We start from the raw sequence: 18,166 nt of genomic DNA on the forward strand, positions 1-18,166 counted from the left end.
GAAAAATCATCGCCGAACGCGATGAACTCGGCCACGTCACCCGCTACGAATACGCCGACGGCCTGCACCTGATCAGCCGCCGCATCAACGCCGACGGTACTCAGGTCAAGTACCGCTACGACAATGCCCGCCTTTTGCTAACTGAAATCGAAAACGAAGTTGGCGAAACCTATCAACTGGACTACCACCCCAACGGCCTGATCCGACAGGAAACCGGCTTCGACGGCCAACGCACCGCCTACGCCTACGACCTCAACGGCAACCTGCTGGAAAAGACAGAACACGGCGACGATGGCAGTCAGCTTGTTACCCGTTACGAGCGCGATCATGCCGGTCGTCTTGTAAGAAAAACCTTGCCCGATGGCAACACGGTCGACTACATCTACGACCGCCAAGGCAACCTCCTCAGCGTCGAAGACGGCCAATGGGCGCTGGCCTACGAGTACGACAAACAAAACCGTCTCACTGCTGAACATCAGGGCTGGGGCACCTTGCGCTATGGCTACGATGCCTGCGGTCAGCTGAAAAATCTGCGCCTGCCGGACAATAACCGCGTCACCTTCAACCACGACAAGGGCGGCCACCTCGCCACCGTCGAACTCAACGGTGACGTGCTCACCTCGCATCTATTCAACGCCGGTCGCGAACACCAACGCCAACAAGGCCAACTGCTCAGCCACTACCACTACGACGACCAAAACCGCCTGCACGCCCACGCCGTTACCCAGCAAGGAAACCACCTTTACCAACGCCAATACGACTACGACAAAGCCGGCAACCTCGCCCGCCTGATCGACACCCGCAAAGGCCAGCATGACTACCGCTACGACCCGCTAAACCGCCTGACCCGCGCCGATCACTCGCAAGACGTACAGGAGCGTTTCGGCCACAACCCCGCCGGCAATTTGCTTATGCAAGACAGGCCGGGGCCGGACATCTTGGCGGGCAATCGCCTGATGATCCAAGGCGATCACCATTACGACTATGACGCTTTTGGAAATCTAATAAGAGAACGGCGCGGCAAAGGTCATTCACTCGTCACCGAATACCGCTACGACTGCCAGCACCGGCTGATCGGCGTCACCAAGCCCAACGGCCAAGCCGCAAACTATCGCTATGACCCGTTTGGTCGACGTATCAGCAAAACCATAGAAGAGAAAACCACAGAGTTCTTCTGGCAAGGCGACAAGCTGATCGCCGAACACCATGCGGAACGTCATCGCAGCTACCTCTACGAACCCGACAGCTTCCGTCCGCTGGCACTGCTGGAAGGCTTCGGCCCAGAAGAGACCAAGCCCTACCACTACCAACTCGACCACCTCGGCACACCGCAGGAACTCACCAACCCCGACGGCGACATCGTCTGGTCCGCCCACTACCGCGCCTACGGCGAAATCAGCCGCCTCGACGTCGGCAAAATCGACAACCCGCTACGTTTCCAAGGCCAGTACTACGACCAGGAAAGCGGCCTGCACTACAACCGGCATCGCTACTACAATCCAGATATTGGCCGCTACCTGACGCCCGATCCGGTGAAGCTGGCGGGTGGGATCAATGGGTACCAGTATGTGCCCAGTCCTACAGGATGGATTGATCCCCTGGGACTGAACGCGAATTGTCCCGGCCTAGGCAAGAAAAAACCGACCTGCTCTTTGCCTGCTGAACCGGATATACCTGATCACTCTCGCAAAGGTGCGTTTAGGCAAGCAAAAAGGGACGCCAATATACCGATGACCCAAAATCCTGACGTGATGAAAAATCCGAAGTCAGGAAGGACGAAACAGTACAAAATAGAAAAAATGACTGATTTGAATGATGAACACATATTAGATGAGAGTGGTAGACCCATATACTCAAGGGTGTATCAATTCACGAGAGCAGACGGTTCTAAGGTTCTTATTCAGGACCATTCTGCCGGGCATAAATTTGGCAGGGCGGACGGTATAGGAGACCAAAAAGCGCACTTCAATTTGCGACCTATCGCAAAGCCTCGAAACGGAACCGTAGACGGCGGCAGGGATCATTACAACTTTAGGAAAAACTGATGAAGTATTGGAATGAATTAGATCAAAATATTTTTTTTGAAAAGATTTTTAGCATGCCCATAGAAATTGGAAAAATCGCTCTTTTTTCTTTGCAAATAGAAAATGATCGACCTTCTGTGGGGTTAGGATTCGACATACCCGAGTTTCCAGATATTTTGCCAAAAAAATGGGAAGGAAAAGGCTACAACACCTGCAGAATGGGTATTGATTGTCATGGCATTCATGAATTAAAAATACACAACATTCCCGTTAGAGAAGTATTCTTTGTCGTTATCACTAAAGAAAATAATCATTTCCACTTTAAAGCGACCAACAAAAGCTCTTTAATTGATTTCAAGGCCAAATCCATTTCAATTTGCGATCCGAATGTATACATAAATGGACCAGATGATTATTTTTTCTAGATCTTGAAAATTCTGCATGCGCCCCTATGAGCTCCATAGTTAGCCTTAATTCGTACCCTTGCCCATCTCAATCTAAACTCCCTCCAAGTTGTTTCAACGGACAGAGGATTCACCATCATGGGCAAACGTCACCCCAATCTCCCCGCCTGGCAATGGCGTCATTACCCACAAAACCATCAGCACCCGGCCAACCTGGCCTTGCACCTGATTGCCGTGCCGCTGTTCATCATCGGTTTCTTGTTGATCGTCTCCGGTGTGTTCAGCCTGAGCCTGGTCAGTGTCGCCATCGGCGTGATCGGGATCGTGGCGGGCCTGGCGTTGCAGCGTCACGGCCATAGCCTGGAAGCCCAGGCCAGTGAGCCGTTCAGCGACCGTAAGGACGCGGTGCAACGCCTGGTGGTCGAGCAGTTCGTGACGTTCCCGCGCTTTGTGCTCAGCGGTGGCTGGTGGCGCGCCTGGCGGCTGCGCCACCCGCGTTGAGCGTCAGGCGAAGACCACTACGGTCTGGCGGCTGAGGGCGATCAATTCGCCGGTCGGGCTCCAGAGCGCGGCGGCGGCGTGGCCGTAGCCGTCGCGGGCGTGTTCGATGTTGACGTGGTATTGGCACCAGTCAAGGGTGGTCAGGTTCTGCAGTGGCTGGATGAACTCGATGGTCCAGGTCAAGGTGCTGCCCGGTGCCGGTTTGTTCAAATGCGGGAGCAACGCCGGGGGCCAGGCATCGACCAGTGCGAGGATATGCGCCTCGGTCAGCGGCTCTTCCTTCACATCCCCACGCAAACGCACCCAACCGCCCATTTCACGGGATTTATTGCCGGTAAACGGCAGGCCGCCGACGCTCCAGCGCATGGCCAGGTGTCGCATGAATTCCGGCGTGACGCCGCTGATATAGGGCAGCTCCTGGCATTCATTCCAATGTTTGAACACCGGTGGCGGCTCGCTCGCCACGTCGATTTCCGACTGGCGGGATGCACCGAAACTGGCCTGGACCAGGGTCGCCACTTCACCGTTCTGCACCACACGGCCCAGCAGTTGGCTGACGGCCTTGCCCTCGCGCAATACTTCAACTTCATAGCTGGCCGGCACATCCGGCGCTACCGGGCCGACGAAGGTGATCGCCAGTGAGCGCAGCGGTCGGTCGGCCGGCACCTGCGCCCGCAAGGCCTCGTACTGCAAGGCGGCGACCAGACCACCAAAGGTGGCGCGGCCCTGGGCCCATTCGGCGGGAATGGTGACATCCAGCGGATGGCTGCGAGCAGCGTCGAGCAAATCACTAAAGCGCATGGCGACCTCACATCAAGCAAATGATGAGGGGATCTTAACCATCCACCCCGCCAGGTACAGCGCCTATTCCGGCCAAAAGCCGGACCGGTTCAGAAACAATGGGTGCTGAGCTTGTCCAGCACACGATCCGCCCGTGCCTCGGCCTTGACCATGCCGGCACGCCAGGTCGCAATGCAGGGGTGCAAGTCCGCCTGGTGCTCGGCCTGGAGCAGCCATTGCCAGCAATCATGCCAATCACCCAGGGCACCCTGGGCTTTTTTCAAACCTGCCAGGGCTCTGGCCGGCAACTTGTCCAAATCGGGGTAGGCTTCGGCCGCGTAACGCACGCGCTTGATCAGCAAGCGCAAACGGTGGCGATCATGCTCTGGATCCTTGAGCGCGTGATCGAGTGTTTTCCATTGCTTGGCCAGGCGCTTCTGGATGCGCGAGCGCAGGCCCCCGAGCAATTTCTGGTGTTGGGAGGCACGGATAAACCGTGGAAACGCATCGAGGATTTGCAGCAGGTGGGCCAGTTCCGGGCTTTGCGCGACCTGGCGATAGGCCTCAGGTTGCAGGCGCAGACGACGCTCAGCCGCCTGCTGGTGCCCGTGCTGTTGCAAGTACGCCGCCAGCACTTCGCGGTCACGCAATGGGGTGGTCAAATGGCCGACCGTGCGGGCGGCGGATTCAAGCTGTTCAACACCCGGTAAACCGCGCAAGGGCCGCAACAGGCTGCGCAAACGGCGCACCGTGGTACGCAGATCATGCAAGGCTTCATCGTCGGTGACGGCAGCAAGACGAGCCTGGCAGCTCAGCAACCCTACTTCCAGGCCAATGACCTGAGCAACTAACTGATTGACCAGCGCTGACATCCTATCCTGCCCTCCCTTTGTGATGAAAAACTCTATGCGTGGCTGATCAACGCCCGGCGCGTGACTCACGAATATAGAAGCGCGCCTTCTCGGCCTTGTTGGAGCAGCCTTCGAACGCTTCGAATTGCTGCTGGGTCTTGGCCCCCGTCAACAGCGACAACGCCTTGGAGTAGCTGACGGTGCCGGCGAAGCCCTCGGCCTTGGCCAGGTCCAGTTCTTTCCAGGCGGCATCCAACTGCGACCCGCAGCTGTCGCGATACGCGGTCTTCCCGGCACAGCCCGCCAAGGCCAGCAGGATCACAGGTACACACATCCAGGCTTTCATTGATGACACCTCAAAATATACAAAATCTGTCGTAGCCTGTAGACGTTGCCTACAGGGAAAAGTGCCTTGTCCCTAGCCTGAAATCAGTAGTACCTATTGCCAGAGCATACCCGAGCCTCGTAGCGATTCTGGAAAAATATTCTCAGGGCTCACCAAGGATTGAAGCGGCCCCCTGGATAGGTGCATTGTGGGCACCTGTTTTGCGAAGGGTCTGGTCATGAAAAAACGTGTTGCCTTGGTGTTGGGCTCCGGCGGGGCCAGGGGCTACGCCCATATCGGCGTGATCGAAGAAATCGAACGACGCGGCTACGACATCGCCTGTATTGCCGGCTGCTCGATGGGCGCCGTGGTCGGCGGAATCTATGCCGCCGGCAAGCTGGACGAGTATCGAAACTGGATCGAAAGCCTGGATTACCTCGACGTATTGCGCCTGGTGGATGTGAGCTTTCGCCTGGGCGCGATTCGCGGTGAAAAGGTGTTCGGGCAGATCCGCAAGATCGTCGGCGAAATCAATATCGAAGACCTGCGCATCCCCTACACCGCCGTGGCCACCGACCTCACCAACCAGCAGGAAATCTGGTTCCAGGAGGGTTGCCTGCACCAGGCCATGCGCGCCTCGGCAGCGATCCCCAGCCTGTTCACGCCGGTGATGCAAGGTAACCGCATGCTGGTGGACGGTGGTTTGCTCAACCCGTTGCCTATCGTGCCGGTGGTGTCGAGCCATTGCGACCTGATCATTGCGGTCAACCTCAACGCCACCAACCAGAAGCACTATCACCTGCCGGTGATCCAGCGCCCGCCGGCATTCAAAAGCCGCTTCAACAGCCTGGCCAAATCATTGGGCTCGCACCTGCCGTTTCGGCGTAAACAGGCCGAGCAGTTGATGAAGCTCGAGCAGGAAGCCTTGCAGGCCCAGGCCGCCGAGATCAACCCATGGCTGGACTCGGCCGAGCCCGAATCCCAGCAACCCGCTGCCGCGCCGGAAAAAGCCGGTGCGCCGAAGTCGGCCACGGGCTCGTTCATCATCGACAATGTCGGACCCGCCTCACTGCTGGACCTGATCAACCAGAGTTTCGAAGTGATGCAAACGTCATTGGCACAATACAAAATCGCCGGTTACCCGCCGGATGTGCTGATCAACGTGCCAAAGCGAGTGTGCCGTTTTTTCGAGTTCTACAAGGCGCCGGAGTTGATCGCGCTGGGGCGGGAAATTGCCAGTGATACGCTGGATCGGTATGAGAGTGAGCAGGCCTGAAACTCTGGCTGTTAGCCCTCATCGGGACATAGCCATCGACACTACTTCGCAGCCTACAGCCGCCAACACTAACCACGATGCGAAGCGAGTCGCTCTTGATCTTGATCTGCTTTTGATCTCAGGCGCCCCGTTAAACCACGCTGGCCGAACGCAGGCTTGAATCCGTGGGCAACCCGGCAGGACGCCGGGTTAGCCGCCCCGCGCCATGGATGGCGCGTGGCGGCGGCCCACGGATTCAAGCCTTCGTTCGGGCACACCGAGCCTAGGCGAGGTGCCGAGTGGTGGGGCAAGAGCCCTTTGCTTACTTTGGGGCTTTTCCAAAGTGAGCCGCCGTCAGGGCGGAACCCTAAGTGGCCGTTACCTAAATAATGGATATGTACTCGGTCTGATCCAGCATCCTGGTCGGCCCTGAGGCCGCCATCGGGGGCAAGTCGAATCGTCGCACCGCCCCTCCCACATTTTGATCTGTGAATACATTCAAAGTGTGTGAGGCCGCTTCAGGCCCCGGCAAACTCAAGCCCCCAGCAACCGATACCCCACCCCCACCTCAGTCACGATAAACCTCGGCTGCATCGGGTCATCCGCCAGCTTCTGGCGCAAATGCCCCACCACAATGCGCAGGTAGTGGCTGTCTTCGGTATGGGTCGGCCCCCAGATATCCTTGAGCAATTGCTGCTGGGTAATCACCCGCCCCGCATGCCGCGCCAGTTGCGCCAGCACCGCGTACTCCTTGCGGGTCAGTGCCACTTCGACGCCGTCAAGCAGGACGCGGCGGTAGGCCAGGTCCACGGTCAGCGGGCCGAAACTCAATGCGGCCTCCTGCGCCTCCCCCGCTGGCGCCTGGCGCAATAATGCGCGCACACGGGCGAGAAACTCTTGGATACCGAACGGCTTGGTCACATAGTCATTGGCGCCACCGTCAAGGGCTTCGACCTTCTGCGCTTCGCTGGCCCGCACCGAGAGCACCAATACCGGCACCGTCGACCACTCGCGAAACTCGCGCAGCACCTGCTGGCCGTCCATATCGGGCAAGCCCAGGTCAAGGACGAGCAAGTCCGGTTTGCTCAACGCCGCCTGAGCGAGGCCTTCGTTGCCGCTACCGGCTTCGATCACCTTATAGCCTTGGGAGGCCAGGCTGATGCGCAGGAATTTGCGGATCTGCGGTTCGTCATCAATGACGAGAATCGTCGCGGTCTGGCTCATGGTGTCTCAGTTAAAATCAATTAAAAAACCAACCCATGCAGGAGCGAGCTTGCTCGCGAAAAACGTCTAGGCGCCGCGTACATTCAGGAAGCCATCTTTATCGTTAACGACCTTCGCGAGCAAGCTCGCTCCTACAGGTTTTGCTCCAAGGCAGGTTGTGTCGGCAATGGCAGGAACAAGGTAATACAGGTGCCCCGCCCTTCAATACCGTCGGCCACACTGATGTGCCCACCGTGCGCGCCGACCATGCCCTGGCAGATCGCCAACCCCAGGCCGGTGCCCTGCCCGCCGCGATCACCGCGCGCAGCGGTGTAGAACATATCGAAGATTTTTGCCCGTTCGTCCTCCGGAATTCCCGGCCCCTCATCGGCTACGGCAAAAAACACCTGGCCGTCCGACACGCCGGCGCTCAACTGCAAGCGGCCCTGGGGCGGCGAAAAGCGCGCGGCGTTTTCCATGACATTGACCAGGGCCTGCTCGATCAACGCCGCATGCACATAGAGCAAGGGCAAGTCCGGCGGCACATCGGTGTCGACCTGCAAAGGCGCCAGCACGGCGCGAAGGCGGCCAAGGGCACTGCCGACGATATCCCCGGGCGACACCCAATCGCGCGCCAGCTTCAGCGCACCGTGGCCCAGGCGGGTCATGTCCAGCAGGTTCTGGATATAGCGGTCGAGGCGCTCGGCTTCATCACGGGTCCCTTCGAGCAATTCGCGACGGTCCTCCAAGGGGATCGCCTCACCCAGCGCCAGCAGGCTGTCGATACTGCCGCGCATGGAGGTCAGCGGCGTACGCAAGTCATGGGAGACGGAGGCGAGCAAGGCGCTGCGCAGTTGTTCGGTCTCACCGTGCAAACGCGCGGACTCCAATTCCTGCGCCAACTGCGCACGCGCCAACGCCTGGGCCAACGGCTGACTCAAGGCCGTGAGCAGGCGACGGCGTTGGCCACTCAACTCCATGCCGGCTTTCGCGCTGACGCCCAGCAAGCCCAGAGGGCCCTCTTCACCCGACAACGGCCACCACCACCAGCGTCCAAACGGCAAGGTGCCGGTGCCCATGCCTGCCGGTTGGTCGTGCTGCCAGGCCCAGTCGGCGGCGGCACGCTCGGCCTCGGTGAGGGTCAGCGGGCCACCGGTCTCGATCGTCCAACCGCCCTGGCCGTCGCGATTGACCAGGCACAGATCCAACTCATTCCAGCCTTGCAGGTGATGAGCCGCTGCACTGATGACCGCTTGGCGGTCCGTGGCGGCGGTGAGCTTGCGTGACAGATCGAGCAGCTCGCTGGTTTCTTCCTGGGTATCGCGCAGCGCCTGTAATTGCCGACGCTGGCGTGCGGCCAGGTTGCCGGTGAGCGCCGCCATCAACAGGAAAAACAACAGCGTCAGGACGTCCTCTTCACGCTGGATGGAAAAGGAGAAATTCGGCGGGATAAACAGAAAGTCGTAGGTCATGAACGACAACGCCGCACACACCAGCGAAGGCCCCAGGCTGCTGCGCACCGCCACCAGCAGCACCGCAGCGAGGAACACCAGCGAGATATTCGGTAACGGCAAGAGGCTGGACACGCCCCACGCCAGGCCGGCCGCAACCAGGGTGGCCACCACGGCCAGGGCATAGTCGAACCAGCGCAGCCCACGCACATCCGGCAAGCGCGGCGCTTCAGGTATATCGTCGCTGTCGAGTACGTTGATTTCCAGGCCCCGCGCATTGCGCAGCAAGCGTGCGGCAAGGCCGCCGCCGAACAGCCGTCGGCGCCAGCGCATACGCGACTGCCCCACCAGCACCAGACTGGCGCGGCGCTCGGCGGCATGCTGGATCAACGTCCTGGCCACTTCGCCGGCCCGCAGCAGCACCACCTCACCGCCCAGGCGTTCAGCCAGTTGCTGGGCATTCTGCAGGCGCAGCCGGGACTGTTCATCCCGCGCGCGGCCGTTGTCGACATGCACCAGGCTCCACGGCAAATGTCGCCGCTGGGCGACACGGCTGGCATGGCGCACCAGGCGTTCGGCTTGCGCATCGCCATCGACCCCCACCAGCAGGCGACCCCGCACCGCCGGCGCCGCTTGGCCGAGCTGGCGATATCCCTGGGCCAGATCGTCGTCGACATGGGCGGCAGCGGTCTGCATGGCCAGCTCGCGCAGGGCCATCAAGTTGGTCTGGGTGAAAAACGCATCGATGGCCGCACGCGCCTGTTCCGGCACATACACCTTGCCGTCGCGCAGGCGCTCGAGCAGTTCGCGGGACGGCAGATCGATCAGCAGCAGTTCGTCGGCCTCCTGCAGCACCCAGTCCGGCAGGGTTTCACGCACCTGCACGCCGGTGATGCCACGCACCTGGTCGTTGAGACTTTCCAGGTGCTGGACGTTGACCGTGGTGAATACGTTGATGCCGGCCGCGAGCAGTTCCTGGATGTCCTGCCAGCGCTTTTCATGACGGCTGCCGGGAGCGTTGCTATGGGCCAATTCATCGACCAGCACCAGCTTGGGCCGGGCCGCGAGCAGGCCGTCGAGGTCCATTTCTTCAAGCATTACGCCCCGGTATTCGCTGCGCAACAACGGCTGTTGCGGCAAACCGCTGAGCAAGGCTTCGGTCTCGGCGCGGCCGTGGGTCTCGACCACCCCGGCGATCAGACTCACGCCCTGGCGCAGCTGAGTATGGGCAGCCTGGAGCATGGCGTAGGTCTTGCCTACACCGGGCGCGGCGCCGAGGAAAACTTTGAGCCGGCCACGGCCGTTGCGGGGCAGATCGGCTAGCAGGGCATCGGCGCGGCCGGAGTCGCTCATGGGGTGGTCCTTCAAAAATGTCGATGCAGGAGCGAGCTTGCTCGCAAAAAACCCCAGAGCGCCACGCTGACTCTGGAGGCCCGCGTCATCGTTTAACGACCTTCGCGAGCGAGCTCGCTCCTACAGGGGTTCAGAGTTTTTCCAGGGCCATGTTCAGGGCCAGCACGTTGACTACGGGCGGGCCTACCAACGGGCTTTCGATGTGTTCATCCAACAGCTGTTGCAAGGTCGACACCGGTACATTCCGTGCGGCCGCCACTCGCGCCAGTTGATAGGCAATTGCCTCGGGTGGCAAGTGTGGATCGAGCCCGCTGCCGGAGGTCGTCAGCGAGGCCAACGGTACCGGCCCCTGCCCTGGCACCTGTTGTTTAGTCGCGTCGTCAAAGATACGCGCGGCCAGCGCGGGGTTGCTCGGGCCAAGGTTGCTGGCACTGCTGGAAACCGTCGCGAACGCGCCGGCCGAAGGGCGTGGGTGGAACCAGCCGTCGCCGCTGAAATCCTGGGCGATCAGGCTGGAGCCGCGCACCTTGCCGCTGGCATCGCGCACCAGGCTGCCATTGGCCTGGTCCGCAAAGGCTACTTGCGCGACGCCGGTCACCACCAGCGGGTAGGCGACGCCGGTGATCAGGGTCATGAGTACCAGCAGGCTCAGGGCTGGGCGGATGATGTTGGACATTTCAGACTCCTCGGTGCAGTGATGCGGTGGGACGCGGAGCGTCCGGGGCAGCATTCCCACGCTGAGCGTGGGAATGATCAGGCTCAAACCAGGTGCAGCGCCGTCAGCAGCATGTCGATCGCCTTGATGCCCACAAACGGCACCAGCAGCCCACCCAGGCCGTAGATCAGCAGGTTGCGGCGCAACAGCGCGGCCGCGCTCGCGGCTTGCACGCGCACACCGCGCAGGGCCAGGGGAATCAGCACCACGATAATCAGCGCGTTGAACACGATGGCCGACAGGATCGCGCTCTGCGGGCTCTGCAAGTGCATGACATTGAGCACGCCCAGTTGCGGATAGATCGAGGCAAACAGCGCCGGCAGGATCGCGAAGTACTTGGCCACATCGTTGGCGATGGAAAAGGTGGTCAGCGCGCCCCGGGTCACCAGCAACTCCTTGCCGATCTGCACCACGTCCAGCAGCTTGGTCGGATCGCTGTCGAGGTCGACCATGTTCGCGGCTTCCCGCGCAGCCTGGGTACCGTCGTTCATCGCCATGCCGACATCGGCCTGGGCCAGTGCCGGGGCGTCATTGGCGCCGTCGCCGCACATAGCGACCAGACGGCCGTCGTTCTGTTCATGGCGGATACGCGCCAGTTTCTTCTCAGGCGTGGCTTCAGCCAGTACATCATCCACGCCGGCTTCAGCGGCAATCGCGGCGGCGGTCAGCGGGTTGTCGCCGGTGACCATCACGGTACGAATGCCCAACTTGCGCAGCTCGGCGAAACGCTCGCGGATCCCGGGCTTGACCACGTCTTTGAGATGGATCGCACCGAGTAACTTGCCATCGGCGCACACCAGCAACGGCGTGCCGCCACTCTGCGCGATCTTGTCGATTTCCCGCGACAGCGCAGGTAACAGGTCGCTGCGTTGCTGGCCGATAAACGCCAGCAGCGAATCCACCGCGCCCTTGCGAAAGACGCGGCCCTGGTAATCGACACCGGATAAGCGGGTTTCGGCGCTGAAGGGTACGGCGGTCAGTTGGTCCGGCGTCGGCTCGGCCTGGGGGTGCAAGGCGCGCAGGTATTCGACGATGGACTTGCCTTCCGCCGTGTCATCGGCCAGGGAGGCGAACAACGCGCCTTCAGCCACTTCCCGACCACTGACACCGGGCGCCGCAACCACGGCGGTGCAACGACGGTTGCCGAAGGTGATGGTGCCGGTCTTGTCCAGCAGCAACACGTGCACATCCCCCGCCGCTTCCACCGCACGACCGGACTTGGCGATCACGTTCAACCGCACCAGACGGTCCATGCCGGCAATGCCGATGGCCGAGAGCAAGCCGCCAATGGTCGTGGGAATCAGCGTCACCAGCAGTGCGACGAGGAACACCAGGGGCAGGCTGCCATTGGCGAAGTGAGCGAACGGCTGCAGGGTGACCACCACCAGCAGGAAGATCAGGGTCAGGCCGATCAGCAGGATATCCAGTGCAACTTCGTTGGGGGTTTTCTGGCGTTTGGCGCCTTCCACCAGCGCGATCATGCGATCCAGGGTCGACTCGCCGGGGTTGGCGGTGATGCGGACCAGCAGCCAGTCCGATACCAGTCGAGTGTTACCGGTGACGGCCGAGCGGTCGCCGCCGGACTCGCGGATCACCGGGGCGGACTCGCCGGTAATCGCCGCTTCGTTGACCGCGGCGATGCCTTCGATCACTTCGCCGTCGCCGGGAATCATTTCACCTGCCGCGACGCGCACCACATCACCTTTGCGCAGGCTGGTGGCCGGTACCACCTTGAAGCTGCCGTCGGCCTCCTTGCGGCGCGCGCTCAGGCCCTCACTGCCGGCCTTGAGGCTGTCGGCGCGGGCCTTGCCACGGCCTTCGGCCAAGGCTTCAGCGAAGTTGGCGAACAGCACGGTGAACCACAACCACACCGCGATTTGCACGGCCACGAAAGTCGGCACGCTGGTATCGGGCACAAAGCACAGCACGGTGGTCAGAATGGCGGTCAGCTCGACTACCAGCATGACCGGCGAGCGTTGCAATTGACGGGGATCCAGCTTGACGAACGCCTGGACCAGCGCCGGGCGCCACAATGCAGAGATCGCGGTTTTGGCGGGCTCCTGAGTGTGCGCGGGGGCAGCATTTTTTACAGACATGTTCATTCTCATATCCCCTTGACTTAGAAGCCCATGCTCAGGTGTTCAGCAATCGGGCCCAGCGCCAGTGTCGGCAGAAACGTCAGGCCGCCCACCAGCAAGATGGTCACGGTCAACAGCGTCACGAACAACGGGCCGTGGGTCGGAAAACTGTTCTGGCCAATCGGTGCGGTCTTCTTCATCGCCAGGCTACCGGCGAGGGCCAGGACCGGGAGGATGTAACCGAACCGGCCGATCAACATGCCCAGCCCGAGCATCAGGTTGTGAAACGCGGTGTTGCCGCTGAAACCGCCGAACGCCGAACCGTTGTTGGCGCTGGCCGAGGTGTAGGCGTAAAGCAACTGGCTGAATCCGTGGGGACCAGGGTTGCTGATGGCACCGGCCGGGCCCGGCAGGCTGGCGGCGATGGCACCCAGCACGAGCACACCCACCGGCATTACGAGCAGGGTCACTACGAGCAATTGCACTTCCTTGGCCTGAAGCTTCTTGCCCAGGTATTCCGGGGTGCGGCCGATCATCAGGCCGGCGAGGAACACCGCGATCAACACGTTGAGCAACATGCCGTACAGACCGGCACCGACGCCGCCGAAAATCACTTCGCCGACCATCATGTTGACCAGCGCCACCATGCCGCTCAGAGGGTTGAGGCTGTCCTGCATGCCGTTGACCGAACCGTTGGACGCCGCGGTGGTGGTCACCGACCACAGCACGGTGCCCGTAGTGCCGAAGCGCGTCTCCTTGCCTTCCAACGGCGCGGTCTGCTCCACGGCCGGGTTGTTCAGGGTCGGATTGGGCTGGTACTCGGACCACAGCGACGTCGCGCCGCCAATCAGGAACAGGGCCAGCATGCACGCGAGAATCGCGCGGCTCTGACGCAGGTCTTTGACGTAGTGACCGAAGGTGAACACCAGGGCGACCGGGATCAGGATGATCGACGCCACTTCGAAGAGGTTGGCCCAGGCCGTCGGGTCTTCGAACGGATGCGCCGAGTTCACCCCAAAGAAGCCGCCGCCATTGGTGCCCAGTTGCTTGATCGCAATCTGGCTGGCTGCCGGGCCCAGCGGGATGACTTGATCCACACCCTGCATCGTCACGGCATCAACGTAATGGGCGAACGTCTGCGGCACCCCCTGCCATACCAGGAACAGCGCCAGCACCAGGCACAGCGGCAGCAAACCGTAGAGCGTGGCGCGGGTCATGTCGACCCAGAAATTCCCCAGGGTCGCGGTGGATTTGCGACCGATCCCACGGCAAAGCGCGACCAGGACTGCCAGGCCGGTGGCGGCGCTGACGAAGTTCTGCACGGTGAGGCCGACCATCTGACTGAGGTAGCTCAGGGAGGCTTCGCCGCTGTAGTTCTGCCAGTTGGTATTGGTCATGAAACTGACCGCGGTGTTGAACGCCAGCGTCCATTCCTGGCCCGGCAATTTCTGCGGGTTGAGTGGGAGATAGTCCTGAAACAACAGGATGGCGAACAACAGCAGGAAGCCCGCAAGGTTGAATGCAAGCAAGGCCAGCATGTACTTCTGCCAGCTTTGCTCTTGTTGATCGTCCACACCCGAAAGCCGGTAACAGGCTTTCTCGACTGGCCCCAGCACCGGCGTCAGCCACGTGCGCTGGCCTTCCATCACCTTGTAATAGAACCGCCCCAGAAACGGTGCCGGCACCAGTACCACGGCGAAGAAGGCGATGATCAGCCAATAGTCATAACTGTGCATAGCCCGCTCCTAGTTCCGATCCGCGCGTAACAGCGCAACCAGCAGATAAATGAACAGCGCCACGGCCAATAGCAGTGACACCCCGTCCAGAACGCTCATGGAAGTTTCTCCGTTTAACGGCGAGTGCCGCGTGTGGGGCAATTGTCCGCAGGAGGGGTGTAAAGGAACGAGAGCGAGGCGGGGCGCGGGGCGTAAAGATGGCGTAAAGAATGGCTTTATGCGCGGTTTACGGGGGAATTGGCGGTGGCCGGCCGGGCCTCATCGGGGGCAAGCCCCCTCCCACCTTTTGATCGCGTTTTTTTCAGGCCCGACGCGGTCCACTGTGGGAGCCGGGCTTGCCCGCGATGGCGGCAGTCCAGGCAATACCGCCCTTATCTGGTGCGCGCCAGGCCGCATTCAAACGCTAAACCGTCTCGCAGGCGACATAGGCGCCGCTTTGCGACAGGTTTGCGTAGCCTGGCATAGCCACTGCAACACCCTGAATCATTCCAACCGTTCAGGGAACTCCTCACAATGAACACACAACTCAAACCCACCTTGGGCACCCTGCATCTATGGGGCATCGCTGTCGGGCTGGTGATTTCCGGCGAGTACTTCGGCTGGAGCTATGGCTGGGGTGTGGCCGGCACACTGGGATTTCTGGTGACCTCATTGATGGTCGCCGCGATGTACACCTGCTTCATCTTCAGCTTCACCGAACTGACCACGGCGATTCCCCACGCCGGCGGCCCCTTTGCCTACAGCCGCCGCGCCTTCGGTGAGAAAGGCGGCTTGATCGCCGGCCTGGCAACCCTGATCGAGTTTGTCTTCGCGCCACCCGCCATCGCCCTGGCCATCGGCGCCTACCTCAACGTGCAGTTTCCAGCACTGGACCCGAAACACGCCGCCGTCGGGGCCTACATCGTGTTCATGGGCCTGAACATCCTCGGCGTGAAACTCGCCGCCACCTTCGAACTGGTGGTCTGCGTGCTCGCCGTCGCCGAGCTGCTGGTGTTCATGGGCGTCGTTGCACCGGCGTTCAGCTTCAGCAACTTCGCCCTGAACGGCTGGGCCGGCGCCGACACCTTCGGTGCCCCGGCGATTGCCGGCATGTTCGCCGCGATCCCCTTCGCCATCTGGTTCTTCCTCGCCATCGAAGGCGCGGCCATGGCTGCCGAAGAAGCGAAAGATCCCAAGCGCACCATTCCAAAAGCCTACATCAGCGGCATCCTCACCCTGGTAATCCTGGCCATGGGCGTGATGTTCTTCGCGGGCGGCGTGGGCGACTGGCGCACCCTGTCAAACATCAACGACCCGCTGCCCCAGGCCATGAAAACCGTGGTGGGCGAAAGCTCCGGCTGGTTGCACATGCTCGTTTGGATCGGCCTGTTCGGCCTGGTGGCAAGTTTCCACGGCATCATCCTCGGCTACTCGCGCCAGTTCTTCGCCCTGGCGCGCGCCGGTTACCTGCCGCCTTTCCTGGCCAAACTGTCGCGATTTCAGACACCTCACCGCGCCATCATCGCCGGCGGCGTGGTCGGCATCGCGGCCATCTACAGCGACGGCCTGATCAACCTGGGCGGCATGACCCTGACCGCCGCGATGATCACCATGGCGGTGTTCGGCGCCATCGTCATGTACATCATGAGCATGCTCGGCCTGTTCAAATTGCGCAAAACCGAACCCCTGCTGGAGCGGACTTTCCGCGCACCGGGCTACCCCATCGTACCGGGCATCGCGCTGGTACTGGCCGTGGTGTGCCTGGTGGCGATGGCCTGGTTCAATACACTGATCGGGCTGATCTTCCTTGGCTTCATGGCCGTGGGCTTCATCTACTTCCAACTGACCGCCCAAGACCGCGCCGATGCGCCGGCAGATGCGATGTTGACCGGGCTGTAAGGCTCGTGAGGCAGAACGGGCCTACACTGAACTACTCAGAACGCCCGTAACTCAAAGCAGTTATTACCGTGGGAAAATTCTCCCCCGGCAACCTGCCTCAAGGAGAGCCTTATGCCGTGGTATGCGTGGTTGATTATGGTAGTTGCGATCGGATCGATCGTCGGTGGATTGATGATGCTGCGCGACAGCGCCAACAAAGTGGAACTCACCGACGAACAACGCAAACGCGTGGCCGAGCGCAATGCGCAGGCGGATGCCAAGGATGCCCAGGATCGTTGAGCCCTGGGTTACTCCCAAGCCGCCTTGGCGACCTGCAACCCGTGCTGCCCTTTATAGGCAGCACGCTCGGGCTGACTCCAGCCTTCAAGCAACCCCTCCTCCAATTGGTAGATCTCGACCCCCAACGGACGACATACCGTCAACGGGTCCTGCGCGTCCGGCCCCCACATCGGCAGTGACAAATCCCCACCCGGACACGTCGACAGCGCACACAGCAAATCAATCTCGGCGAAAAACTCCAGGTAATCGCCCTTCTGTGCCGGACAGGCTTTCATAAAGTACATGTCATCGTGATTGAGTCCGGTGCACTGGAAAATATTCAGCACGTCGTGCACATCGAATTCCGTCAGACCGTGGGGCAATACCGCGCGAGTCAGGTTCGAATGGCAATGATGATGAAAGTCCTCACCGGTGAGCATACGGTTCACATAAGGATCGCAGCGCGTGCCAAGCAAATCATGCAGGCGCCCGCCATGTTCATCGATGCCGTAGCCTGCCAGGCTGTCATCGGTAATGGTGACCAGTGGCCGCAGGAATGGAAGGTTCGACCACAAGCGGTCGTGAGTGCTGACATGGGCACCTTGAAGTTGCCGGGTGCGAGCTGCCCATAAGCGCTCGCGCGGATCATTGGCGTTCCACACGTTGAAATCCCCCACTTGCGGGCCCACCGGAGTGGTCACGCGGAAGACATGCCCGGCAGGGACTTTCCATGCCCTGCCCGTGCGGATAGGAACCTCGAACTGTTCGATCAGCGTGCGCTGGTCCCGGCGATCCCGGATGCGCTCGTAGAACGCCGTATCCACCTGTAATGCCGGGCCTTTGCTGACTTGGTAGGCGGCCGGATAGTCTTTGTACATGGGGCGATCCTCCATCAAGGGTGACTGTCGAACAATCGATAATCTTGAGGTAACCACATTTCATGCCAGGACTGGGCTGGAAACACACAGGCTAAAAGGCCGATCAATGATCGGCCTTCCTGGCTACGTCCTTCAGTTGATAACCAACCTGTCGCGATTCTTCTCCAGCAGGGCCTTGCCAATACCCTTTACCTCCAGCAACTCATCCACCGCAGTGAACGGGCCATTGCTTTCGCGAAAAGCTACGATCGCTTTCGCCTTGGCGGCGCCGATACCGAACAAATCGCGTCGCAGGGTTTCAGCATCGGCCGCGTTGAGGTTGACCTTGGCGGATTGCTCGGCTTTGATCATTTGCGCGGAGATGGGGATTGGGGCTTCAGGTTTGACGGATGGGGCTGCGGTGGTGGCGACAGAGAGGCTGGCGAGGAAGGCAAAGACAAGGGAGGAAACGTAGGTGTTTTGCATCGGTGACGCTC

General features: G+C 60.9%; 17 protein-coding genes. 6 read left to right on the plus strand and 11 right to left on the minus strand.

Translation table 11 applies throughout. From position 1 onward, the window contains the following. The 3 genes from BFQ00_RS06480 to BFQ00_RS06490 form a co-directional block, all read left to right on the plus strand. Nucleotides 1-2,045, plus strand: a 2,045-nt coding sequence (locus BFQ00_RS06480) for an RHS repeat-associated core domain-containing protein (protein WP_177343724.1), incomplete at its 5' end; no start/stop codon positions are given. Then, entirely contained in the window at nucleotides 2,045-2,449 is a 405-nt protein-coding gene (locus tag BFQ00_RS06485) for an Imm50 family immunity protein (protein WP_065932982.1), read from the plus strand. The genes BFQ00_RS06480 and BFQ00_RS06485, both read left to right, overlap by 1 nt. A gap of 117 nt (nucleotides 2,450-2,566) precedes the next feature. Further along, a complete protein-coding gene (locus BFQ00_RS06490; RefSeq protein ID WP_065897476.1) occupies nucleotides 2,567-2,929 on the plus strand; it encodes an Mpo1-like protein in 363 nt (120 codons plus the stop codon). Between the two features lie 3 nt (nucleotides 2,930-2,932). Here BFQ00_RS06490 and BFQ00_RS06495 read toward each other — a convergent pair whose 3' ends face one another. The 3 genes from BFQ00_RS06495 to BFQ00_RS06505 all read right to left on the minus strand — a co-directional run bounded on the left by BFQ00_RS06495 (nucleotide 2,933) and on the right by BFQ00_RS06505 (nucleotide 4,906). Beyond that, complete coding sequence (locus BFQ00_RS06495) at nucleotides 2,933-3,730, minus strand: acyl-CoA thioesterase (protein ID WP_065932983.1); 798 nt, start codon at nucleotides 3,728-3,730, stop codon at nucleotides 2,933-2,935. Nucleotides 3,731-3,819: 89 nt separating this feature from the next. Next, the gene (locus BFQ00_RS06500) at nucleotides 3,820-4,581 is read right to left on the minus strand and encodes a CHAD domain-containing protein (RefSeq protein WP_065932984.1); all 762 of its coding nucleotides are present in this window, start codon (nucleotides 4,579-4,581) and stop codon (nucleotides 3,820-3,822) included. Between the two features lie 46 nt (nucleotides 4,582-4,627). Then, nucleotides 4,628-4,906: a hypothetical protein gene (locus BFQ00_RS06505; RefSeq protein WP_003238638.1), complete on the minus strand. Its 279-nt coding sequence runs from the start codon at nucleotides 4,904-4,906 to the stop codon at nucleotides 4,628-4,630. Nucleotides 4,907-5,123: 217 nt separating this feature from the next. On the opposite strand from BFQ00_RS06505, the gene BFQ00_RS06510 reads away from it, so the two are divergent. Then, on the plus strand, nucleotides 5,124-6,161 hold the full coding sequence (locus tag BFQ00_RS06510; protein WP_065886464.1) for a patatin-like phospholipase family protein: 1,038 nt from the start codon (nucleotides 5,124-5,126) through the stop codon (nucleotides 6,159-6,161). A gap of 513 nt (nucleotides 6,162-6,674) precedes the next feature. Here the strand turns inward: BFQ00_RS06510 and BFQ00_RS06515 are convergent. The 6 genes from BFQ00_RS06515 to kdpF form a co-directional block, all read right to left on the minus strand. Then, entirely contained in the window at nucleotides 6,675-7,364 is a 690-nt protein-coding gene (locus BFQ00_RS06515; protein ID WP_065886435.1) for a response regulator, read from the minus strand. Between the two features lie 131 nt (nucleotides 7,365-7,495). Then, nucleotides 7,496-10,147, minus strand: coding sequence for a sensor histidine kinase (locus BFQ00_RS06520; RefSeq protein ID WP_065932985.1), 2,652 nt, complete (start codon nucleotides 10,145-10,147; stop codon nucleotides 7,496-7,498). Nucleotides 10,148-10,277: 130 nt separating this feature from the next. Further along, nucleotides 10,278-10,823: a potassium-transporting ATPase subunit KdpC gene (gene kdpC / locus BFQ00_RS06525; protein WP_065932986.1), complete on the minus strand. Its 546-nt coding sequence runs from the start codon at nucleotides 10,821-10,823 to the stop codon at nucleotides 10,278-10,280. 83 nt (nucleotides 10,824-10,906) lie between these two features. Then, complete coding sequence (kdpB, locus tag BFQ00_RS06530) at nucleotides 10,907-12,970, minus strand: potassium-transporting ATPase subunit KdpB (protein ID WP_371914186.1); 2,064 nt, start codon at nucleotides 12,968-12,970, stop codon at nucleotides 10,907-10,909. Nucleotides 12,971-12,981: 11 nt separating this feature from the next. Further along, nucleotides 12,982-14,676, minus strand: a complete 1,695-nt coding sequence (gene kdpA / locus BFQ00_RS06535; protein WP_065932988.1) for a potassium-transporting ATPase subunit KdpA — start codon at nucleotides 14,674-14,676, stop codon at nucleotides 12,982-12,984. Between the two features lie 9 nt (nucleotides 14,677-14,685). Next, complete coding sequence (gene kdpF, locus BFQ00_RS06540) at nucleotides 14,686-14,775, minus strand: K(+)-transporting ATPase subunit F (RefSeq protein WP_003218754.1); 90 nt, start codon at nucleotides 14,773-14,775, stop codon at nucleotides 14,686-14,688. 414 nt (nucleotides 14,776-15,189) lie between these two features. Between kdpF and eat the strand changes: the two genes are divergently transcribed. Together eat and BFQ00_RS06550 are read left to right on the plus strand one after the other, a co-directional pair. Continuing rightward, nucleotides 15,190-16,554: an ethanolamine permease gene (gene eat / locus BFQ00_RS06545; protein WP_065932989.1), complete on the plus strand. Its 1,365-nt coding sequence runs from the start codon at nucleotides 15,190-15,192 to the stop codon at nucleotides 16,552-16,554. 111 nt (nucleotides 16,555-16,665) lie between these two features. Beyond that, the gene (locus tag BFQ00_RS06550; protein ID WP_003172675.1) at nucleotides 16,666-16,833 is read left to right on the plus strand and encodes a DUF2897 family protein; all 168 of its coding nucleotides are present in this window, start codon (nucleotides 16,666-16,668) and stop codon (nucleotides 16,831-16,833) included. Between the two features lie 8 nt (nucleotides 16,834-16,841). On the opposite strand, the gene BFQ00_RS06555 is transcribed toward BFQ00_RS06550, so the two are convergent. Further along, nucleotides 16,842-17,690: an urea carboxylase-associated family protein gene (locus BFQ00_RS06555; protein WP_065932990.1), complete on the minus strand. Its 849-nt coding sequence runs from the start codon at nucleotides 17,688-17,690 to the stop codon at nucleotides 16,842-16,844. A gap of 132 nt (nucleotides 17,691-17,822) precedes the next feature. Then, a complete protein-coding gene (locus tag BFQ00_RS06560; RefSeq protein WP_065932991.1) occupies nucleotides 17,823-18,155 on the minus strand; it encodes a ComEA family DNA-binding protein in 333 nt (110 codons plus the stop codon). Nucleotides 18,156-18,166: the final 11 nt, after the last annotated feature.

It is taken from the genome of Pseudomonas sp. 28 E 9, from assembly GCF_900004785.1.
GTDB lineage: Bacteria > Pseudomonadota > Gammaproteobacteria > Pseudomonadales > Pseudomonadaceae > Aquipseudomonas > Aquipseudomonas orientalis_A.